The organism is Actinomycetospora sp. CA-084318 (assembly GCF_050955885.1).
Lineage (GTDB): Bacteria > Actinomycetota > Actinomycetes > Mycobacteriales > Pseudonocardiaceae > Actinomycetospora.
The window spans coordinates 2,541,223-2,561,698 of record NZ_CP192098.1; the positions used below are offsets into that span (position 1 = coordinate 2,541,223).

The following is a 20,476-nucleotide window of genomic DNA, read 5'->3' on the forward strand; positions in this document are numbered from 1 at the left end:
GTCCGGGTGGTCCACGTCACAGCGGGGCTTGAGGGTGCCGCAACGGCATCGTTTCTCCTGGCCGCATGACCCGTTCCGACGTCCGATCCGCCCCCGTCCCCGTCGAGGACCTGTTCGCCCCGCCCGAGCGTGGGCGCCCGTCGATCTCGCCCGACGGACGGCGCCTCGCCTTCCTCGCCCCGTGGCGGACCCGGCTCAACGTGTGGGTCGCCGAGCTGTCGCAGGACGGGCAGGTCGACCTCGACGACGCCCGCCGCGTCACCGCCGACGACCACCGCCCCGTCATCGACTTCCGCTGGACCGGGGACTCGCGCTACCTGCTCTACCTCCAGGACGACGACGGCGACGAGAACCACCACGTGTTCCGGGTGGACCTCGACGACCCGGACGCCGCGGCCGTGGACCTGACCCCGTACCCGGGCGCCCGCGTCTGGGAGATGGTCGAGGTGCCCGGCCTGAGCGGCTCCGTCGTCGTGAGCCTCAACCACCGCTCGCCCGAGGTGATCGACCTGTGCGAGATCGACGTCGCGACCGGGGAGCTCACGGTCCTCGCCGAGGGCGGCGACGGCGCGTCCTGGTTCACGACGAGCCGTCGCGAGCTCTACGAGGTCGCGGTCACCGAGGCGGGCTGGGAGCTGCGGCAGGGTCTCGGGGACGGAGGCCGGCGGGTGGTCACGACGTTCGCCGGCGACGACTTCCCCTACGGCCCGATGACCCGGCCCGCCCCCGACGGCACGAGCCTGTGGTTCGGCACGTACGGCGAGCGCGACCAGCTCGCGCCCGCCCGGCTCGACCTCGCGACCGGTGAGGTCACCGAGCTCGACCGGCACCCGACGCACGACCTCGACACGATCTCCGTGGTCGCCCCGCTGCTGCCGTCGCCCTGGATCACCGACCGGGCGAGCGGGGAGCTGATCGGGGTGCGCTACTCCCGCGAGCGGCAGGTCGTCCACCCGCTGACACCCGCGTTCGCCGAGGTCCTCACGGCGCTGGAGGGGCTCGCCGACGGCGACCTGGGGGCGGTGTCGTCGGACCGGTCGGGGCGCTTCTGGGTGGCGTCGTTCGCCGACGACCGCGACCCGTCGTCGTGGCTCTACGACCACGCCACCGGGCGGGCGCAGCTCCTCTTCCGCCCGCTCGGGCGGATCGACCCCGCACTGCTCGCCCCCACGCACGCGGTGTCGATCTCCGCCCGGGACGGCCTGGAGCTCCCGACCTACCTCACCCCGCCCGTCGGGTTCGACGTCGAGGAACACGCGCCGCCGCCGATGGTCCTCATGCCGCACGGCGGCCCCTGGTTCCGCGATCTGGGGAGCCTCGACCTGCAGAGCCAGTACTTCGCGACGCGCGGCTACACGGTGCTCCGCCCGCAGTTCCGGGGCTCCACCGGCTTCGGCCGACGACACCTGCAGGCCGCGATCGGACAGTTCGCGGGCGCGATGCACGACGACCTGGTGGACGCCGTGGAGTGGGCGGTCACCCACGGGTACGCCGACCCGGCCCGCGTCGCGATCCTCGGCGGCTCCTACGGCGGGTACGCGGCGCTGGTCGGGGTGACGTTCACGCCGCACCTGTTCGCCGCCGCCGTCGACTACGTCGGGGTCTCCGACCTCGCCGCCACGATGCGCAGCTTCCCCGAGGCCGTGCGCCCCGGGCTGCGGCACAACTTCTTCCGCTACGTCGGTGACCCGGACGTCCCGGAGCAGGAGGCCGACATGCTCGCGCGGTCGCCGATCACGCACCTCGACCGCGTCGAGACCCCGCTGATGATCTTCCAGGGTGCCAACGACGTGCGGGTCCGGCAGTCGGAGTCGGACAACGTCGTCGAGCGGCTCCGGGCCCGCGGCGTCGAGGTGGCCTACCGGGTGTTCGCCGACGAGGGCCACGCCTTCGTCAACCCGGAGAACCTCATGACGATGTTCCGGGAGGCGGGGGAGTTCCTGGCGCAGCATCTCGGCGGGCGGCCCTAGACCGTTCGCGCTGACCGAGGGCCCGCAGCCGCCGGAGGACGTCGAGCTGGGCGGGGTTGAACACCTCCGCCGACACCTGCTCGACGGTCCGCCGGTAGCGCTGCGGGTTCTCCCGACCCAGCTCGTCGAGGCCGGGGAAGCGCTCGCGCAGGGCGTGCAGGTCCGCCAGCATCCGGTGCGCGAGCCCGTCCCGGGCGGCCTCGTCGGCGTCGGCCGGGAGGGCGTCGAACTCGTCGTCGCTGGGGGAGCGCGCGTCGTCGCGCAGCAGCTCCGCGTAGAGGTGGCGTTCCTCCGGCGGCAGCAACCGGCCCATCACGGTCGCGAACCGGCGGTCCGGCTCGGACAGCGTGGCGGTCTTCCCGACGACCGCGAACTCGGCCGGGAGGTCGGTCGGCAGCCGCGCCTCGAGCATGGCGGCGACCTCCGCCCGGACCTGCTGGAGCCGCTCGATCTGGGCGACGAGGTCGGCGTCGAGGGCGCGCAGCGCCTCCTCGGGGTGCTCGTCGCGGTCGCCGAGCTCGGCGATCTGGCCCAGCCCGAAGCCGAGGTCGACCAGCCGTTTGATGCGCAGCAGGCGGATCAGGTGCGACACGCCGTACTGCTTGTAGCCGTTCGACCGACGTTCCGGCTCCGGGAGGAGCCCGACGTCGTGGTAGTGCCGCACGCTGCGCAGGCTCGTGCCGGCGAGGTCGGCGATCTCCCGGGTGCTCCAGGTCATCAGCTGCTCCGAGCGGCCACCCGCGCCGGGGTGACGAGACGGTGGGTGGTCCGGCGGAACGCCCAGAAGACCACGAGGGCGACCAGCGCCGTCAAGGGGACGCCGAGGACGATCCGGGCCAGGGCGAGCCCCGCGACCGACTCCGTCCACCACAGCAGCCCGCTGACCAGGGCCCGGGCCCCGAACATGGCCGCGGCCGCGGCGGTGGCGAGGTCGTGCGCCCGGCGGGACGGCCGGTCGGACCGCCACGGGTGGCCCCCGCCGTGCAGGGCGTTCCACAGCACGCCGGTGAGGGGGCGGCCGAGGACGAAGGAGCCCGCGGTCGGGAGGAAGAACACGGCGGAGGTGACGACGCCGACGAGGAAGAAGTCGCTCGCCGACCCCGTCCACAACGCGATTCCCGCGGCGATCGCCACGCCGAGGACGCCTCCGAGGGCGGCCGCGGTCTCCTCGCCGCGGACCTTGCGGACGACGCCGAACACGACGGCGACCGCGAACGCGACACCGGCCGTCACGGGCAGGGTGGTGACGTTGGTGAGCACCGCGAACACCACCTGCGGACCGCCGGTCCCGACGATGCCCCACCAGCCGCCGAGGCGGTCGAGCACGGTCAGCGGGCGGACCACGGGCAGCGGCTGCGTCTCGGGTGACGTCTCGGGTGACATGGGCGTGAGGAGACGCCATGACGCCACGGCACACTCAAGGTGGCCTTCGGCCCTGTGAGCAGAAATCCGTGCCGGGGCACGGATTTCTACTCACAGGGCCGCAGGCCACCCAGCGCCCGGTACGCCGCCACCGCCGCCTCGACCAGCTCCTCCCGCAGCGCGGGGTCCTCGTCGATCCGTTCCGCGAAGCGCCGGACGACGCCGGTGATCGCCTCGGACACGAGCACCGGCGCCATCACGGGCGCCGCGCGCCCCTCCTCGGCCAGCCGCGCGAGGAACCGGGCGTTGCGCCGGTGCACGCGGTCGAGCAGCTCGGCCTGCACCGAGGAGTACGCCGGGTCGGTCCGCGCGAGCTGGGCGAGCACCTCCAGGACCCGGCGGTGCCGGACGGTGAGGTCGAGGTAGTCGGTGATCGCCCGCCGCGCGATGGCCGACGGGTCGGAGGTGTCCCGCACCTCCTGGGCGGCGAGCACGTCGTCGCGGACCCGGGCGACCAGCGCGGCGACCACGTCGGCCTTGCCGCTCGGGAAGTGCGCGTAGACCGTCGGGCGGGTGACTCCGGCCGCCTCGGCCAGCTCGCCGATCGAGGCCGCGTCCACCCCGCGGCGCACGAGCACCCCCTCGGCGCCCGCGAGGATCGCCTCGCGGGTGCTCACCGGGTGTCCACGATCGGCCGCCGCGGGGGCAGCGGATGGTCGGCCGCCTCCAGCGCCGCGAGGACCACGGCGGCCGTGTCGGCGGGGTCGATCACGTCGTCGATCTCCACCACCTCGGCGGCCGACAGCGCCTTCCCCTGCTCGTAGAGCGCCGCGACGAGCTCGTCGTACCGGGCCTGCCGGGACCCGTCGTCGGGAAGGGCCGCCAGCTCCTTGGCATACCCGAGTCGCACCGCGCCCTCGAGCCCCATCCCGCCGAACTCCCCGCTCGGCCAGGCGACGGTGGTGACGGGCACCCGCATCGAGCCGCCCGCCATCGCCATCGCGCCGAGCCCGTAGGCCTTGCGCAGCACGACGCACACGACCGGCACCCGCAGGTTCGCGCCGGCGACGAACATCCGCGAGAAGCGCCGGACCGTCGCGGTCGCCTCCGCGTCGGGGCCCACCATGAACCCCGGCGTGTCGCACAGCGACACCACGGGCAGGCCGCGGGCGTCGCAGAGCTGCAGGAACCGCGCCGCCTTCTCCGCGGCCTCGGCGTCGATCGCCCCGCCGAGCCGGCGCGGGTCGTTGGCCATCAGCCCGACCGGCCGACCCGCCAGACGCGCGAACGCGGTCACGATCCCGGCGCCGTACTCCGGCCGCAGTTCCAGCACCGACCCCTCGTCGGCCAGCCCGTGCACGGCCTCCCGCACGTCGTAGACCCGCAGCCGGTTCTCCGGGACGACGTGGCGCAGGCGCCGCGCGTCGGGCCGCTCGCCGGGCACGACCCGGTCCAGCGCGAGGTAGCGCCGCGCCACCGAGACCGCCTCAGCCTCGTCGGCGACCAGCACGTCCACGACCCCGTTCGGCACCTGGACCGACGTCGGCCCGACGGCGTGCGGGTCGACCTCACCGAGCCCGCCGCCCGCGATCATCGCCGGGCCGCCCATGCCGAGGTTGGCGCCCTCGACCGCGACGACCAGGTCGGCGCACCCCGCCAGCGCGGCGTTGCCGGCGAAGCAGTAGCCGGCGACCACGGCCACCGTCGGGACGCGCCCGCAGAGGCGTGCGAACAGCGCGAACGTCGGCACGTCGAGCTGCGCGACCGCGATCGTGTCGGTCTCGCCGGGCCGCCCGCCGCCACCCTCGGCGAACAGGACGACGGGCAGGTCGTGGTCCAGCGCGAGCTGCAGGGCGCGGTCGGTCTTCGCGTGCGAGAGGACGCCCTGGGTCCCGGCGAGGACGGTGTAGTCGTAGGCGAGGACCACGACGCGGCGCCCGTCGACGGCGCCGATCCCGGTGACGATGCCGTCGGCCGGGGTGCGTTCGCGCAGGTCCTGCAGGGTGCGGCGCTTCCGCTGGGCGGCGATGGCGAAGGCGCCGTACTCGACGAAGCTGCCCTCGTCGCAGAGGTCGGCCACGTTCTCCCGCGCGGTGCGTCGCCCGGCGTCCCGACGACGGGTCACCGCGGCCGGGCGGGCCTCGTCGCCGGTGAGGTGTCGCCGGTCGCGGACCTCGGCGAGGTCGGGCCGGACGTGGTCGGGGTCGACGTCGGCGGTGCCGGTCCCGGCCGCGTCGTCGTCCCCGGGCTCCAGGACCGCGAGCACGTCGCCCTCGGCGACGACGTCCCCGACCCCGACCGCGATCTCGACGACCGTGCCCCCGGTCGGGGCGCCGACCACGTGCTCCATCTTCATCGCCTCGAGCACGACGACGGGTGCGCCCGGGGCGACGGTGCGGCCGGGCTCCGCCTCGACGGCGACGACCGTCCCGGCGGTCACCGCCCGGAGGGCTCCTTCTCCAGACGTGAGGGGAACCCTCATGTCGCTGGAGCGCTCGGATCCTCCCCTCACGATCTCGGGGAGCAGCCGTTCGACCAGCCCCGTGTCGGGCGCGCGCACCTCGCGGCGGGCGAGCAGCGCCCGCAGGACCGGGATCGTCGTCGGGACGCTGTCGACGTCGAAGGCCCCGAGCGCGCGGTCGAGGTGGGCGAGAGCAGGGCCCAGGTCGGTGCCGTGGACGACGACCTTGGCCAGCAGCGAGTCGAACCGGGGGTCGACGGTCAGGCCGGTCCGCCCGTGGGTGTCCACCCGCACGCCCCGGCCCGACGGCGGGGTGAACCGCGTCAGCGTCCCCGCCGCGGCACGGACCGACGCGTCCGGCCCGATCGTCTCGGCGCACACCCGGGCCTGCACGGCCACCCCGCGCGGGACGGTCGGCAGCGCGAGCTCGGCGAGCCGGGACCCGGCGGCGACCCGGAGCCCCGCCGCGACCAGGTCGACGCCGAGGACCTCCTCGGTGACCGTGTGCTCGACCTGCAGCCGTGGGTTGACCTCGAGGAACGCGACGTCGGACCCGGCGACCAGGAACTCGGCGGTGGCGAGACCCTGCAACGACACCGAGGCGCCGAGAGCGCGCGCGTGCTCGTGGAGCCGGGCACGGACGTCGTCGGGAAGGTCCGGCGCCGGAGCGATCTCGACCATCTTCTGGTGCCGCCGCTGCAGGCTGCAGTCGCGGTCGGCCAGCACCGCGACGTCGTGGCCGTCGCCGAGCAGCTGCACCTCGACGTGCCGGGCGCCCTCGAGGTAGCGCTCGACGAACACGCGGTCGTCGCCGAACGCCGCGCGGGCCTCGGCGGCCGCGGCCCGGCGGGCCTCGTCGAGCTCCGTCCGGTCCCGGACGACCCGCATGCCCCGCCCGCCGCCGCCCGCCACGGCCTTCACGACGACCGGGGTGCTCCCGTCGTCGTCGAGGACCGGGACACCGAGCTCCGCGGCCCGGTCGCGGGCGAGGGCCTTGTCGCCGAAGAGCGCGAGGGTGTCGGGGGAGGGGCCGACGAAGGTGATCCCGGCGTCTGCGCAGGCCCGGGCGAGGGCGGGGTTCTCACTGAGGAACCCGTACCCGGGGTGCACGGCGTCGGCGCGGGCCTCCGTCGCGGCGGCGACGACCGCCTCGACGTCGAGGTAGGCGGCGGGCCCGGTGCCGGGGAGCCGCACGCTTGGTGGCAGGAAAGCGTCGTTGCTGTCGTCGGACGCCAGGAAATCCACATCGTCGGCGGCCCGGACGAGCACCGCCTCGAGGCCGAGCCCGACGACGGCGTCGGCGATCCGGACGGCGATCTCGCCGCGGTTGGCGATCAGGACACGGCGCACGTCAGCTGTTCCTCGTCACGCGGACGCCGGCGGCCTCGCGGTCCCAGGTGGTCGGACCCACCCCGGCCGCGCGCAGCAGGTTCTTCTGCACCTTGTGGGTCGGAGTCTTCGGCAGGGCGTCGGTGACCTCGACGTAGCGCGGCACCATGAAGTACGGCAGCCGGTCGACGAGGAACGCGGTGAGTTCGGCCGGGTCGAGCGTGGCGTCGGGCTGGAGGACCACGACGACCTCGATCTCGTCCTCGCCCAGCTCCGAGGGCACGGCGACGACCGCGCTCTCGGCGATCGCCGGGTGCTCGTTCACCGTGCGCTCGACCTCGAAGCTCGAGACGTTCTCGCCGCGTCGGCGCAGGGCATCCTTCATCCGTTCGCAGAAGAAGAAGCGGCCGGCGTCGTCGGTGCGGAAGGCGTCGCCGGTGTGCAGCCAGCCGTCGCGCATCACCCGCGCCGTCTCCTCGGGCAGGCCGTGGTACCCGGCCATCACGGTGTGCGGCACCCGGGGGCGCACCAGCAGCTCGCCGATCTCGCCGGACCCGACGTCGTGCCCCTCGGCGTCGACCAGCCGCAGGTCGTAGCCCTCGCGCGGGAACCCGGCCTCGCCCCCGACCACCGTCTCCGGCGGCCCGTCGAGCACCGCACCGATCTCGCTCATCCCGTACACGGCCGCGAGGTCGACGCCGAAGCGCCGACGGAACGCCGCGACGTCGCCCGCGAGCGGAGCCATGACGGCCAGCTCGAGCGGGTTGTCGGCGTCGTCCGGGGCGGGGGGCCGTTGAGCGAGCAGCTCGGCCATCGCCCCGAGCAGGACCGTGACCGTGATGCCGTGCTCGCGCACCGCCGGCCAGAACCCGCCGACCGAGAACCCGGGCTCGAGCACGCACGGGATCGCGTGGATCAGGGACTGGTAGACGCCGTACCACTGGCCGGCGAGGTGGAAGACCGGCAGCGTCACCAACGCACGGTCGCCGGCGTGCGGCCGCTCCTGGTGCTCGCGGCTGGCGTAGGTGTAGGCGTGGGCGTGGGGGACCAGGACGCCCTTGGAGAGCCCGGTGGTCCCCGAGGTGTACATGATCGCGTGCAGGTCCTCGGGCCGGCGGCGGACCGGGCTCCCGGGGCCGTCCACCTCGTCCGACCCGATCACGCGGAACCTCCCGGGCGGGAGGACGTCGCCCGGGGTGCCGCGGACGACGAGGGTGCGCAGCGCCGGGACCTCGTCGGCCACGCGGGCGACCCGGTCCAGGTAGTGGGCCTCGACGACGAGGATCTCGGCGCCGGAGTCGCGCAGCACGTGGGCGAGGAAGGCGCCCTTGTAGGCGGTGTTGACGGGCACCTCGATCCCACCGGTGAGGACGACGCCGAGCCAGACGTGGATCGCGTCGAGGGAGTTGTCGAGCAGCACGGCGACCGGGCGGTCGACGCCCGCGGCGAGTCCGCCTCCCAGGCGCAGGGACCGGTCGAACGCCTGCTCCAGCGTCCAGGTCCCGGTCCGGTCGGTCTGGGTGACCCCGGTCCCGACGGCGAGCGCGCGCTCGACCGCCGCCAGCAGGGTCCGGTCCTCGAGGGCGGGCAGCGGCACGTCCGGTGACTTTACAGGGGTGTCAAGGTGGCTTCGCCCCGTGAGCACTTTCCGTGGCTCCCACCACGGAAAGTGCTCACGTGGCCGAAGGCCACCTGCGGGGCGAGAACACCCGGTCGGCCACCCACCGGGTCTGCGACGACCCGACGATCAGCAGCGTCCGCATGTCGATCTCGGTCGGCTCCAGGGCGCCGAGTTCGACGACGCGCACCGACTCCTCCGGGCCGTCGACGTCGCGTCCGATGATCACCGGGGTCGACTCGTCGCGGTACTTGAGCAGGATCTCCTTGGCCGCCTCGACCTGCCAGGTCCGGGACCTGCTCGCCGGGTTGTACAGCGCGACCACCATGTCGGCGTCGGCCACCGCGGCCAGGCGGCGCTCGACGACCTCCCACGACTTCAGGCGGTCGGACAGCGAGATCGTCGCGTAGTCGTGGCCCAGCGGGGCGCCGATCCGCGCGGCCACGGCGTGCGCCGCCGTGACACCGGGCAGCACCCGGACCTCGACGTCCGGGTAGTCCTCCGCCGCCACCTCGACGACGGCCGAGGCCATCGCGAAGACCCCCGGGTCGCCCGAGGAGACCACCGCGACGCGTCGTCCGGAACGGGCTAGATCCAGGGCGAACGCCGCGCGCTCGGACTCGACCTTGTTGTCCGAGCCGTGCACGCGCTGGCGCGGGTTGTGCGGGACGCGCGCGGTGTAGGTCGTGTAACCGACGACGTCGTCGGCCGCCGCGAGCGCGCTGAAGGCCTCGGGGGTGAGCCGGTCGCGGCTGCCGGGGCCCAGCCCGACGACGGTGACGAGGCCGGTCGACGGTGTGGCGCCACTGTCACTGGGTGCATGCAGTGACGCATTGCTTGCACTGGGAAGGCCGTCCGCCCGCGCCTGCTCCGTCGTCGCCACGTGCACCCGCGACGGCACGATCCCGACGCTGAAGTACGGCACCGACGCCGGGTCGACGTCCTCGAGCCGACCCTGGCGCTCCTCGGCCTGGCTCGCGCGCTCGACGTACCGGGCCTCCTCGGCGCGGCCGGCCGTCCGCAGCGCCGTCCGGACCCCGGTGAACGTGCGGCCGAGCTTCATCACCGCGGCGGAGTCGGTGTCGGCCAGGCGCCGCGCGAGCTCGTCGGGCGGCAGCGTGCCGGGCAGCACGGTGAGCACCTCGTCGCGCTCCACCAGCGGCGCGCCGAGCGTGGCGGCCGCGGCGGACACGCTGGTCACGCCGGGCACGACCTCCGCCGGGTAGCGGTGCGCGAGCCGCTTGTGCAGGTGCATGTAGGAGCCGTAGAAGAACGGGTCGCCCTCGGAGAGCACGACGACGTCGCGGCCGGCGTCGAGGTGCGCGGCCAGCCGGGCGGCCGCCTCGGTGTAGAAGGCGTCGATGCGGCCCTGGTAGTCGTCGGTGTCCTCGGTGGTGACCGGGTAGGTCAGCGCCTCCTCGACCTGCCCGACGAGGTACTGCGCCGCGATCCGCCGCGCGTTCGACCGGCCGTGCCGCGCGCAGTGGTAGGCGACGACGTCCGCGGACCGGATCAGGTCGACCGCGCGCACCGTCATGAGCTCGGGGTCGCCGGGGCCGACGCCGACGCCGAACAGCCGGCCCGTCACGCCTTCGCCCCGAGCGCGAGCGCGTTCACGGCGCCGACGGTCATCGCCGACCCGCCCCGTCGCCCGTGCACGACCACGTGCTCCAGCTCCGCGGGGTGCGCCGCGAGGGCGGCCTTCGACTCCATCGCGCCCACGAACCCGACGGGCAGTCCCAGCACGACGGCGGGTCGCGGGGCGCCCTGCTCGATCATCTCGAGCAGGCGGAACAGCGCGGTGGGCGCGTTGCCGATCGCGACGACCGCGCCCTCCAGCAGCGGCAGCCACAGGTCCAGGGCGGCAGCCGACCGGGTCGTGCCGAGCAGCGCGGCCTTGGCCGGGACGTCCGGGTCGTTGAGGGTGCACACGACGTCGTTGCCCGCGGGCAGGAAGCGCCGGGTGATCCCGGACGCGACCATCATCGCGTCGCAGAGCACGGGCGCCCCGGCGCGCAGGGCGGCGTGCGCGGCGGCGACGGCGCCCGGGGTGACGGCGGTGTCCGCCCCCAGGTCGGTCATGCCGCAGGAGTGGATCATCCGGACGACGAGGTCGTGGGCGTCCGCGGGCAGGTGCCCCAGCTCCGCCTCGGACCGGATGATCGCGAACGAGCGCCGGTAGATCTCGTCGCCGTCGACCACGTAGGCCGGGACCGCCCGCGAGTCCGGCTGATGAATGTCCCGTCGCTCCGCTCGCCCGGCCTGGATCACGCCCGTCGCCGGGGCCACGTCGCCCGAGATCATCCGTCCACCCTTCCCGACCGCACGACCGTCCGGTACGTGCCCCTCGTCTCGTGTGTCCGCGGGACCGCCTCGACCACGGCGACCCTGCCACCCGGCGTCCCGCAGGCCCGACCGCAGCCCACCCAGTGCTGCCGGACCTGCCCGCCGACGTGCCCGGACGCGACGGCGGCGGCGAGGTCGCCCCGCACGTCGGTCAGCGACTTGCGACACCGCGGCGCGCCCACGCACGCCGAGATCCCGCGCCAGCGCGACGCCGGGTCGGTCTCCACCAGCCCGGCCAGCCGCTCCTCGGCGTCGTCGGGCGCGTCGCGGAGCACCAGCGTGCGCCACGGGGTCGCGCGCAGCGTCGCGCCCCGGTCCAGCAGGTCGAGCAACGCCATCACGGTCGGCAGGTCGACCTCACCGAGCCGGGGGAGCGCCTCCAGCGTGGTCCCCTCCCGGCCCAGGAGCGTCGGGTCCGCCGGTCCCGGCTGCAGGGCCTTCCCGACGAGGGACGTGGTGCGGTCGGCCAGCGCGTCCAGCATCGCCGCGCGCGCGGCGTCGTCGAGCTCGCGCGTCCGCCAGGCGGAGCCGCGGTGCGTCGTGAACGCGTCCACGGCGGCCAGCGCGAGGGCAGCGGGGTCGTCGTGGCGCAGCCCGGTGTCGACGCCGTCGAGCAGCAGCGCCGCGCGGCCGTCGTCGTCGAGAGGACCCTCAGCGGGCCGCGCTGGGGTCGGCGGGCCCGCTGAGGGGCCGTTGATCACCACCGTGACGTCGGCGCCCTGCCCGCTGACGTCCCCCACGCCCGCCCTCGCCCGCGTGAGGGGAACCCTCGCGCCATAAGAGCGCTCAGATCCTCCCCTCACGGACCGGTCCTCGATCGCCACCAGCAGCCGCCCCGGCACGTCGACCCGCCCGCGCAGCCCGGCCGCGACGGCGCCCGCGACCGGGTCGACGAGCGTCGACCGGGGGGAGGCGATGACGGAGCACGGCACGTCGCGGCCCTGCTGATCGACGAGCGCGTCGGGCCGGTCGGAGCGCAGCGCGTCGGCGAGGTCGTCGGCGGTGGTTCCGGCGAGACCGCGCACCTGCCACGATCCTCGGGAGGTCAGTTCGATCGGCGACGCGCCGGACGCGGCCGCGCCCGCCAGCAGGCGGAGCTCGGTGGCGGTGGTGGCCCCGCCGACCGGCCGGAACCGGGCCAGCGCGCCGTCGGCGGCGTCGTGCCGGCGCCAGGCGCCGGGGCAGGCGTCGGGTCGGGATCGGGTGCGGGGCATCGGCCACACAGTACGGCCGATGACACACGGTGTGCGCAGATGATGAGATGTTGCGCGTGCTGCTCCTCCTCTCGACCTCCGACACCGACCTCCGCTCGGCCCGGGCCGGCAGCGAGGGGGCGGCCGACGGGGCCCTGGCCTGGCGCTGGGCGAACCCGTCGCGGATCGACCCGGAGACCGACCTGCCCGGCCTGCTCGACGGGGTCGACCTCGTCGTCGTGCGCCTGCTCGGGTCGCGCCAGTCGTGGGAGACCGGGCTCGACCTGCTCGCCGCGGGCCCGCGGCCCGTCGTCGTGCTCGGCGGGGAGCAGGCGCCGGACGCGCAGCTGATGGAGTCCTCGACCGTGCCGATCGGGGTCGCCACCCAGGCGCACCTCTACCTCGCCCAGGGCGGCCCGGACAACCTGCGCGAGCTCGCCGCGTTCCTCTCCGACACCGTGCTGCTCACCGGGCACGGCTTCGCCCCGCCGGCGGAGCTGCCGACCTGGGGTCGGCTGCCCGGGTGGTCGCCCGACGATGTGGAAAACCTGGCACCCAGTGCAAGTAATGACGCATTGCTTGCACAGGAGCAGCCCCGCGTCGCCGTCGTCTACTACCGCGCCCACCACATGGCCGGGAACACCGCGTTCGTCGACGCGCTGTGCCACGCCGTGGTCGAGGCCGGCGGCGTCCCCGAGCCGGTGTTCTGCTCGAGTCTGCGCAGCCCCGACGCCGAGCTGCTCGACGTGCTGGAGACCGCGGACGTGCTCGTCACGACGGTACTCGCCGCCGGTGGCTCGAAGCCCGCCGCGGCGAGTGCCGGCGAGGACGACGAGTCGTGGGACACCGGTGCCCTCGCCGCGCTCGACGTCCCGATCCTGCAGGCGCTCTGCCTCACCCGCAGCCGCGAGGAGTGGCTCTCCGACGACGACGGCGTCAGCCCGCTCGACGCCGCCAACCAGGTCGCCGTGCCGGAGTTCGACGGCCGGATCATCACGGTCCCGTTCTCGTTCAAGGAGACCGACGCCGACGGCCTGCCGGTCTACGTCGCCGACCCCGAGCGGGCCGCGCGCGTCGCCGGGCTCGCGGTCTCCCACGGCCGGCTGCGCCACCTGACGAACGCCGACAAGAAGGTCGCGCTCGTCCTGTCCGCCTACCCGACGAAGCACGCCCGCATCGGCAACGCGGTCGGCCTCGACACCCCGGCCTCCGTGGTCGCCCTGCTGCACGCGATGCGCGACGCCGGGTACCGGATCGGCGACGTGCCCGGGCTCGAGGAGCGCGACGGCGACCTCCTCATCCGCGCCCTCATCGACGCCGGCGGCTACGACCAGGACTGGCTCACCGAGGAGCAGATGGCGGCCAATCCGGTCCGCATCGACGCCGCCGAGTACACGGCGTGGTTCGAGACGCTGCCCGAGGACTTCCGCGCCGGCGTCACCGAGCACTGGGGCCCCGCGCCGGGGGAGATGTTCCTCGACGACGGGTCGATCGTCCTCGCCGCGATCGAGCGCGACCACGTCGTCGTCATGATGCAGCCGCCGCGCGGGTTCGGGGAGAACCCGATCGCGATCTACCACGACCCGGACCTCCCGCCGAGCCACCACTACCTCGCCGCCTACCGGTGGCTGCAGTCCGGCTTCGGCGCACACGCACTCGTGCACGTCGGCAAGCACGGCAACCTGGAGTGGCTGCCGGGCAAGACGGTCGCGTCGAGCGCGTCCTGCGCGCCCGACCCGATCCTCGGGAACCTGCCGCTGGTCTACCCGTTCCTGGTCAACGACCCGGGGGAGGGCACGCAGGCCAAGCGCCGTGCCCACGCCACGCTGGTCGACCACCTCGTGCCGCCGATGGCGCGCGCCGAGTCCTACGGCGACCTCGCCCGCCTCGAGCAGCTGCTCGACGAGTACGCGTCGATCCAGGCGATGGACCCGGGCAAGATCGAGGCGATCCGCGGGCAGATCTGGCAGCTCATCCAGGCCGCCAAGCTCGACTCCGACCTCGGGGTGAACGACCAGCCCGACGACGAGCGCTTCGACGACTTCATCATGCATCTCGACGGCTGGCTCTGTGAGATCAAGGACGCGCAGATCCGCGACGGGCTGCACGTCCTCGGCCGCGCGCCGGCCGGCCAGGAGCGGGTCGACATGGTGCTCGCGGTGCTCCGGGCCCGGCAGATGTGGTCGGGCACGCAGGCGCTGCCGGGGCTGCGCGAGGCGCTGGGTCTCGACGAGTCCGCCGGTGCGGCCCCGCGCGCCGAGGTGGACCGCATCGAGGAACTCGCGCACTCGCTCGTCGTCGGGATGGAGAAGCGCGGCTGGCTTCCCGACGATGCCGCGGACGTGACCCTCGAGGTGCTCTCCCGTCCGGAGGAGACGGTGGAGCGCATCCTGCGCTTCGCCGCCACCGAGGTCGTCCCGCGCCTCGACCGCACCACCGAGGAGATCGACGGCGTCCTGCACGCCCTCGACGGCGGGCACGTCAAGGCCGGACCGTCGGGCTCGCCGCTGCGCGGGCTGGTCAACGTGCTGCCGACCGGCCGGAACTTCTACTCGATCGACCCGCGCGCGGTCCCGTCGCGCCTGGCGTGGGAGACCGGTCAGATGCTGGCCGACTCGCTGCTCGAGCGGTACCGCGACGACCACGAGGGCGAGTGGCCCACCAGCGTGGGCCTGTCGCTGTGGGGGACCGCCGCGATGCGGACCAGCGGGGACGACGTCGCCGAGGCGCTCGCGCTGATGGGCGTGCGGCCGGTGTGGGACGAGGCGTCGCGACGGGTCACCGGGCTCGAGGTGGTCGACGCCGAGGAGCTGGGCCGTCCGCGGGTCGACGTCGTGCTGCGGATCAGCGGGTTCTTCCGCGACGCGTTCCCGCACGTGGTGGCGACGATGGACGACGCCGTGCAGCTCGTCGCCGGGCTGGAGGAGCCCGACGAGGACAACTTCGTCGCCGCCCACGCCCGCGCCGACCTGTCGTCGGGAAGCACCTGGCAGGCCGCGACCACCCGCATCTTCGGCTCGCCGCCCGGGGCCTACGGCGCCGGCCTGCTGCAGGCCATGGACTCGCGGGACTGGCGCGGCGACGCCGACCTCGCGGCGATCTACACGACGTGGGGCGGGCACGCGTACGGCCGCGACCGGCAGGGCGAGTCGGCCGTCGAGGAGATGAACGCCGCCTACCGGCGGATCGCGGTGGCGGCGAAGAACATCGACACCCGCGAGCACGACATCGCCGACTCCGACGACTACTACCAGTACCACGGCGGCATGATCGCCACGGTCCGCGCGCTGACCGGTGCGGCTCCTGCCGCGTACGTCGGCGACTCGACCCGACCCGAGTCGGTGCGCACCCGCTCCCTGATCGAGGAGACCGCGCGGGTGTTCCGCTCCCGCGTGGTGAACCCGCGCTGGATGGCCGCGATGCGCCGGCACGGCTACAAGGGCGCCTTCGAGATGGCCGCGACCGTCGACTACCTGTTCGGCTGGGACGCGACCGCGGGCACCGTCAGCGACTGGATGTACGGGTCGCTGACCGAGAACTACGTGCTCGACCCGGAGAACCGGGAGTTCCTGCGCGAGGCCAACCCGTGGGCGCTGCACGGGATGGCCGAGCGGCTCCTCGAGGCCGTGGACCGGGGTCTGTGGGAGAACCCGGACCCGGCCCTGGTGGAGTCGCTGCGCGAGGCCTTCCTGGAGGCGGAGGGCGACGCCGAAGGTGCCTAGCGGCTTGTGAGCACTTTCCGTGGCTGGGGCCACGGAAAGTGCTCACAGGTGGTCACCGCCCGGGGATGCACAGCCCGGTCGGCGTGGCGGTCTGCCCGACGTTGCGGGTCCAGGTGTTCGCCGTGCCCCGGGTCCCGGCGCCCGTCGAGGCGTCGGCGCAGTCCTTCCCGACGCTGCCCGTCGCCACGTTGCGCTCGAAGGTCACGCCCGTCGCCGTGGCGGCCGCCGCGACGCCGTTCGCGCCGGAGGCGGTGACGACGTTCCCGACGACGGTGCCGGACCCCTCGTTGATCAGGATGCCGGTGCCCGTGCGACCGCGGATCGTGTTGGTGTCGATCAGCAGGTTCGTGCTCGGGGCCGCCTTGAACGGGAAGGCTCCGTTCGACGAGAGTCCGTTCCCCGTGCCGCCGGTCAGGATGTTCCGGCTGACGGTCAGCCGGTCGGTGTTCCCGACGATGAAGATGCCCGTGCCGCCGATCGCGGTCGCGGACTTCGTCGCGATGTTGCGGGTGACCAGTGCCCCGTTCGCGTTGTTGATCACAGCGAGATTGCCGTCGTCGACGCTGCGGTTGTCCCGGATGACGAGCCCCGTCGACCGGTTCGAGTCGTCGCCGATCGAGTTCACCGCGGCGATCTGGTGTCCGGTGAACAGGTTGTCGGAGATCGTCAGCGCGTTGCCGGGCCCGGACGTGATGAGCACGCCCGTGCCGCCCTCCGGGTCGGGCACGGCGTTGTTCGCCGCGAACCGGTTCCGGGCGATCGTCGAGGGCGCCGGACCCGCCGAGCTGACGTTCATGCCGTTGGCGTTGCCGGTGATCACGTTGTTCACGAAGGAGAACCCGGAGCCTCGCTGGAAGGCGTCGATCCCGTTGCCGGTGTTGCCGGTGATCGTGAACCCGTCGATCACGACGCCGTTCACCGCGCCGACCTCGAAGCCCGCGCCCGTCGACCCGGTGACCACCGACTCGTCCGCCGCGCTCGTCCGCCCGGCCCGCGCGTCCCGGCCGGCCTGGGCCCCGAGCAGCCGCACCGGCTTGTCGATCGTCACGCGCTCGCGGTACGTCCCCGCGCACACGAAGATCGTCGAGCCGGGCGTCGCGGCGGTCACGGCCGCCTGGATCGTCGCGACCGTCGCCGGGCAGCGGGCGGTCTTCGTCCCCACCACCGTCGCGCCCGCCGGTGCGGGGGCGGGTGCGGCGGCCGTCGCCACTCCCGCCGTCGTCACGGCGCAGGCGATCCCCACCGCCCCCGCCAGCACCGCCGTCCGGAACCGCCCAGCCCGCATCGCCATCGCCCCCCGCGTCCCCGTGCGGCCCGGTCGGGTCGCGGCGCGAAGTCTGCTCGTGACGGACGCGGGGCCGCGCCTACACGATGGGGTGATCCGGGACCCGGACGAGGGCCGGACTGATCACCGCGTGGCGTACACCGCGTAGAAGCCGGCGGGGTCGGTGTCCGAGGCGACGGGCCAGTCGACGACGTCGACGATCCCCGGCGGCTGCACCTCCCAGCGGCCGAGCATCCGGACGAGCTCGGGGCGGCTGCGCAGGCGGAGCGGGGCGACGACGGCCTCGATCGTCGGCGGTCGCTCCACCAGCTCGTCGCCCTCGAGCAGGTCCGGGTGCGCCACGGACAGCACGAGCAGGCTGCCCGGCGCCAGCGCCGTGCGGTAGCGCTCGAGGACGTCCGCGAGCTGGTCGGCGTCGCTGTCGGCGAGCCACTGCAGCACGGCGTTGCACACGAGGACGACCGGGCGGTCCAGGACGATCAGGTCCGTGCCGCGGGCCCGGTCGAGCACGTGCTCCGGTTCGCGGAGGTCGGCACGGACGGCTGCCGTGCGGTCGGCCTCCTTCTGGTCGACGAGCAGCTCGCACGTGTGCGCGATCGCGACGGGGTCGACGTCGACGTAGACCACCCGCGCACCGGCGGGACCGACGAGCGTGTGCAGGCCGCCGGGGGAGGGGATGCCGGAGCCGAGGTCCAGGAACTGGTCGAGGCCCTGCTCGGAGGCGGCCCGCACGGCCCGCGCGACGAAGGCCCGGGAGGCGAGGAAGCGCAGTCCCACGTCGGGGTCCATCGCGAGGAGGGCGTTCACCGCCGCCCGGTCGGCGGCGAAGTTGGCGCCGCCCCCGACGAGGTAGTTCGTCGCGCGCGCCAGGTTCGGGGCCTCCATCGCGGCCAGGTCGTCGGTCGCCGTCAGATCGGCCTCGATCCGCTCCATCCCCACCCCCGGGTCATACCGCTTATCGGCCCATTGTTCTAGGCCATCAGGGTGTAACACGACACCCTGCCCGAGGAGCAATACCCGGTGCCGGTCCTGCTCAGCTCCCGCACGAGCCTCCGTAGGTGGTGATCTTGTAGTCGACGACGGCGAGGGCGGTCTGGAGGTCCCGCAGGTGCGACACGACGGCGGCGCGGTGCTCGAGGAGCAGGTCGAGCCGGGCGTCCGAGGTGTGCGGGCCCTCCTGGGCCAGCTCGACGTAGCGCGTCACGGTGGCGATCGGCATGCCCGAGAGGCGCAACCAGGTGACGAACATGACGCGGCCGAGCGCGGGACGGTCGTAGGTGCGGCGGCCGGCCGCGTCGCGGGCGACGGTCACGAGCCCGATGCGCTCGTAGTAACGCAACGTGTGCGCGGTGATGCCCGTCAGCTCGGCGACCTCGGCGATGCCGAGCGTCTCCGGCAGGTCGTCGGGCAGCGCCATCGCCCGGACCAGGGCCTGGTCCAGCGGTGGCAGCGTGCCGTCCTCGGCGGCCGCCGACTCGAGGACGCTCCGCAGGCGGGTGGCCGGGTGGGGGTGCTCCAGCGTGCTCGTCACGAACACCGACGCTACGACTTCGAGTGCACTCGAAGCCAGCGGGGGAGCGGATGTGGCCACGTTGACGAGTACCTGTTACCGCCGGTATCAGTGGAGGGCGTGAGAGCCTCCGCCTTCGCCGCCGTCCTGGGCGACGTCGCGTTCCCGCTCGGGCGGGACGAGATCGCGGCGGCCGCCGAGGACCACGGCGTCGACCCCCTGATGCGTCGCAAGATCGCCCAGCTCCCCGATCGCGAGTACACCGACGTCTACGACATCGTCGTGGCTCTCTCGTCCACGCCGGCCCACCTCGGCGCGCGCCGACCCCTGTAGACGTACCGCGCGAACCGCACGCCGGGCCCCCATCCGGGCACGAATCAGGCGCTCAACCTGCGAAAACAGGTCGGGGCGATCACCCGTGCCCCCGGGGTGGTGTGCCACTGTGGAGCCCGGCGTACCTCGCGCCGGGGAAGTGAGGGGCGGACGTGCAGGGGACCGATCCGAGGGGTGGACGTGCCCGCGGCGCACTGCTGACCACGTTCCTCGTCCTCGTCGCCGCGCTCACGGCCTGTTCCTCCGCGGGCGCGTCGGGGACGGGTGGGGCCTCGCCCGCGGCGTCCGCCGCCCCGGCGCTGCCGCCCGGCCCGCGGGTCACCGTCGACCCGGCGGTCGCCGTGAACCCGGCCACCCCGATCCGCGTGCACGCGGACGGCGGGCGGCTCACCTCGGTGCGGATGACGAACCCGGCGGGCGACCAGGTCACCGGGAGCACCGACGCCGACGGCACGACGTGGACCACCACCGAGCCCCTCGCGTACGGCCGGACCTACACCGTCGTCACCGACGCGGTCTCCCCCCAGGGCGCTCCGACCCACCTGCAGTCGACCGTCTCCACGCTCGACCCGAAGCAGACCGACACCGCCGCGGTCGACCCGGGCACGACCGACGTCGGCGTCGGCCAGCCGATCGCGGTGACGTTCAGTCACGCCGTGTCGGACAAGGACGCGGCCGAGAAGGCCCTGACCGTCACCTCGACGCCGCCCCAGACCGGCGCCTGGCACTGGATCTCCGCCACCCAGGTGGACTACCGCCCCGCGGAGTACTGGAAGGCCGGCAGCACCGTCCGGCTGGACGGCAAGCTCTACGGCACCGACCTCGGCGGCGGCGCGTTCGGGGCCCGGGATCTCCACGAGACCTTCCACGTCCACGACGCCTGGATCGCGAAGGCGGACGGCGCGAGCGAGCAGATGCAGATCTTCGACAACGGCGCGCTCGTGAAGACGATGAAGATCAGCCTGGGCGGCCAGAGATTCCCGACCCACACCGGGCCGCACGTCATCTCCGACAAGCAGCCCAGCGTCGTCATGGACTCCGCGACCTTCGGGGTCATGCCCGGCCAGCCCGGGTACTACAAGGAGACCGTGCAGCTCGACGAGCGCATCTCCAACGACGGCGAGTTCGTGCACTCCGCGCCGTGGTCGGTCGGCGAGCAGGGCAACGCGAACGTCTCGAACGGCTGCGTCAACCTCAGCCCCGCCGACGCCCAGTGGTTCTACGACCACTTCGGGATCGGCGACGTCGTCGAGGTCACCAACTCCGGCGGTCCGGCCCTGCCGATCTGGGACCGCTGGGGCGACTGGGAGATGCCCTTCGCGCAGTGGCAGGCCGGGACGACCTGAG

The 20,476-nt window shown here is 74.1% G+C and carries 15 protein-coding genes; 4 read left to right on the plus strand and 11 right to left on the minus strand.

The annotated features are described in order from the left end of the window. Window positions 1-65: 65 nt before the first annotated feature. A complete protein-coding gene (locus tag ACQPYX_RS12425; RefSeq protein WP_433803221.1) occupies window positions 66-1,970 on the plus strand; it encodes a prolyl oligopeptidase family serine peptidase in 1,905 nt (634 codons plus the stop codon). Here ACQPYX_RS12425 and ACQPYX_RS12430 read toward each other — a convergent pair. The 8 genes from ACQPYX_RS12430 to ACQPYX_RS12465 all read right to left on the minus strand — a co-directional run bounded on the left by ACQPYX_RS12430 (window position 1,909) and on the right by ACQPYX_RS12465 (window position 12,300). Further along, window positions 1,909-2,688, minus strand: coding sequence for a MerR family transcriptional regulator (locus tag ACQPYX_RS12430; protein WP_433803222.1), 780 nt, complete (start codon window positions 2,686-2,688; stop codon window positions 1,909-1,911). The two genes, ACQPYX_RS12425 and ACQPYX_RS12430, sit on opposite strands and share 62 nt — an antisense overlap. Beyond that, entirely contained in the window at window positions 2,688-3,353 is a 666-nt protein-coding gene (locus ACQPYX_RS12435; protein WP_433803223.1) for a DUF3159 domain-containing protein, read from the minus strand. Before ACQPYX_RS12435 ends, ACQPYX_RS12430 begins: the two co-directional genes overlap by 1 nt. 86 nt (window positions 3,354-3,439) lie before the next feature. Continuing rightward, on the minus strand, window positions 3,440-4,009 hold the full coding sequence (locus tag ACQPYX_RS12440; protein ID WP_433803224.1) for a TetR/AcrR family transcriptional regulator: 570 nt from the start codon (window positions 4,007-4,009) through the stop codon (window positions 3,440-3,442). Then, on the minus strand, window positions 4,006-7,143 hold the full coding sequence (locus ACQPYX_RS12445) for a carboxyl transferase domain-containing protein (protein ID WP_433803225.1): 3,138 nt from the start codon (window positions 7,141-7,143) through the stop codon (window positions 4,006-4,008). Before ACQPYX_RS12445 ends, ACQPYX_RS12440 begins: the two co-directional genes overlap by 4 nt. Window position 7,144: 1 nt before the next feature. Continuing rightward, window positions 7,145-8,719 carry an AMP-binding protein gene (locus ACQPYX_RS12450; protein WP_433803226.1) on the minus strand — a complete coding sequence of 525 codons (1,575 nt, stop codon included), beginning with the start codon at window positions 8,717-8,719 and terminating at the stop codon, window positions 7,145-7,147. Between the two features lie 76 nt (window positions 8,720-8,795). Further along, window positions 8,796-10,328, minus strand: coding sequence for a precorrin-2 C(20)-methyltransferase (locus tag ACQPYX_RS12455; protein ID WP_433803227.1), 1,533 nt, complete (start codon window positions 10,326-10,328; stop codon window positions 8,796-8,798). After that, window positions 10,325-11,044 carry a precorrin-8X methylmutase gene (locus tag ACQPYX_RS12460; protein WP_433803228.1) on the minus strand — a complete coding sequence of 240 codons (720 nt, stop codon included), beginning with the start codon at window positions 11,042-11,044 and terminating at the stop codon, window positions 10,325-10,327. Before ACQPYX_RS12460 ends, ACQPYX_RS12455 begins: the two co-directional genes overlap by 4 nt. After that, window positions 11,041-12,300: a hypothetical protein gene (locus ACQPYX_RS12465; RefSeq protein ID WP_433803229.1), complete on the minus strand. Its 1,260-nt coding sequence runs from the start codon at window positions 12,298-12,300 to the stop codon at window positions 11,041-11,043. Before ACQPYX_RS12465 ends, ACQPYX_RS12460 begins: the two co-directional genes overlap by 4 nt. Before the next feature lie 56 nt (window positions 12,301-12,356). On the opposite strand from ACQPYX_RS12465, the gene cobN reads away from it, so the two are divergent. Then, the gene (gene cobN, locus ACQPYX_RS12470) at window positions 12,357-16,001 is read left to right on the plus strand and encodes a cobaltochelatase subunit CobN (protein ID WP_433803230.1); all 3,645 of its coding nucleotides are present in this window, start codon (window positions 12,357-12,359) and stop codon (window positions 15,999-16,001) included. A gap of 52 nt (window positions 16,002-16,053) precedes the next feature. Here cobN and ACQPYX_RS12475 read toward each other — a convergent pair whose 3' ends face one another. From ACQPYX_RS12475 to ACQPYX_RS12485, 3 genes are all read right to left on the minus strand, one after another. Continuing rightward, window positions 16,054-17,292, minus strand: a complete 1,239-nt coding sequence (locus ACQPYX_RS12475) for a right-handed parallel beta-helix repeat-containing protein (protein WP_433803231.1) — start codon at window positions 17,290-17,292, stop codon at window positions 16,054-16,056. 117 nt (window positions 17,293-17,409) lie between these two features. After that, on the minus strand, window positions 17,410-18,219 hold the full coding sequence (locus tag ACQPYX_RS12480; protein WP_433803232.1) for an SAM-dependent methyltransferase: 810 nt from the start codon (window positions 18,217-18,219) through the stop codon (window positions 17,410-17,412). 100 nt (window positions 18,220-18,319) lie between these two features. Further along, a complete protein-coding gene (locus ACQPYX_RS12485) occupies window positions 18,320-18,817 on the minus strand; it encodes a MerR family transcriptional regulator (RefSeq protein ID WP_433803233.1) in 498 nt (165 codons plus the stop codon). 99 nt (window positions 18,818-18,916) lie between these two features. Between ACQPYX_RS12485 and ACQPYX_RS12490 the strand changes: the two genes are divergently transcribed. Both ACQPYX_RS12490 and ACQPYX_RS12495 read left to right on the plus strand, forming a co-directional pair. Beyond that, the gene (locus ACQPYX_RS12490; protein ID WP_433803234.1) at window positions 18,917-19,129 is read left to right on the plus strand and encodes a DUF2795 domain-containing protein; all 213 of its coding nucleotides are present in this window, start codon (window positions 18,917-18,919) and stop codon (window positions 19,127-19,129) included. 152 nt (window positions 19,130-19,281) lie between these two features. Next, complete coding sequence (locus tag ACQPYX_RS12495) at window positions 19,282-20,475, plus strand: L,D-transpeptidase (protein WP_433803235.1); 1,194 nt, start codon at window positions 19,282-19,284, stop codon at window positions 20,473-20,475. Window position 20,476: the final 1 nt, after the last annotated feature.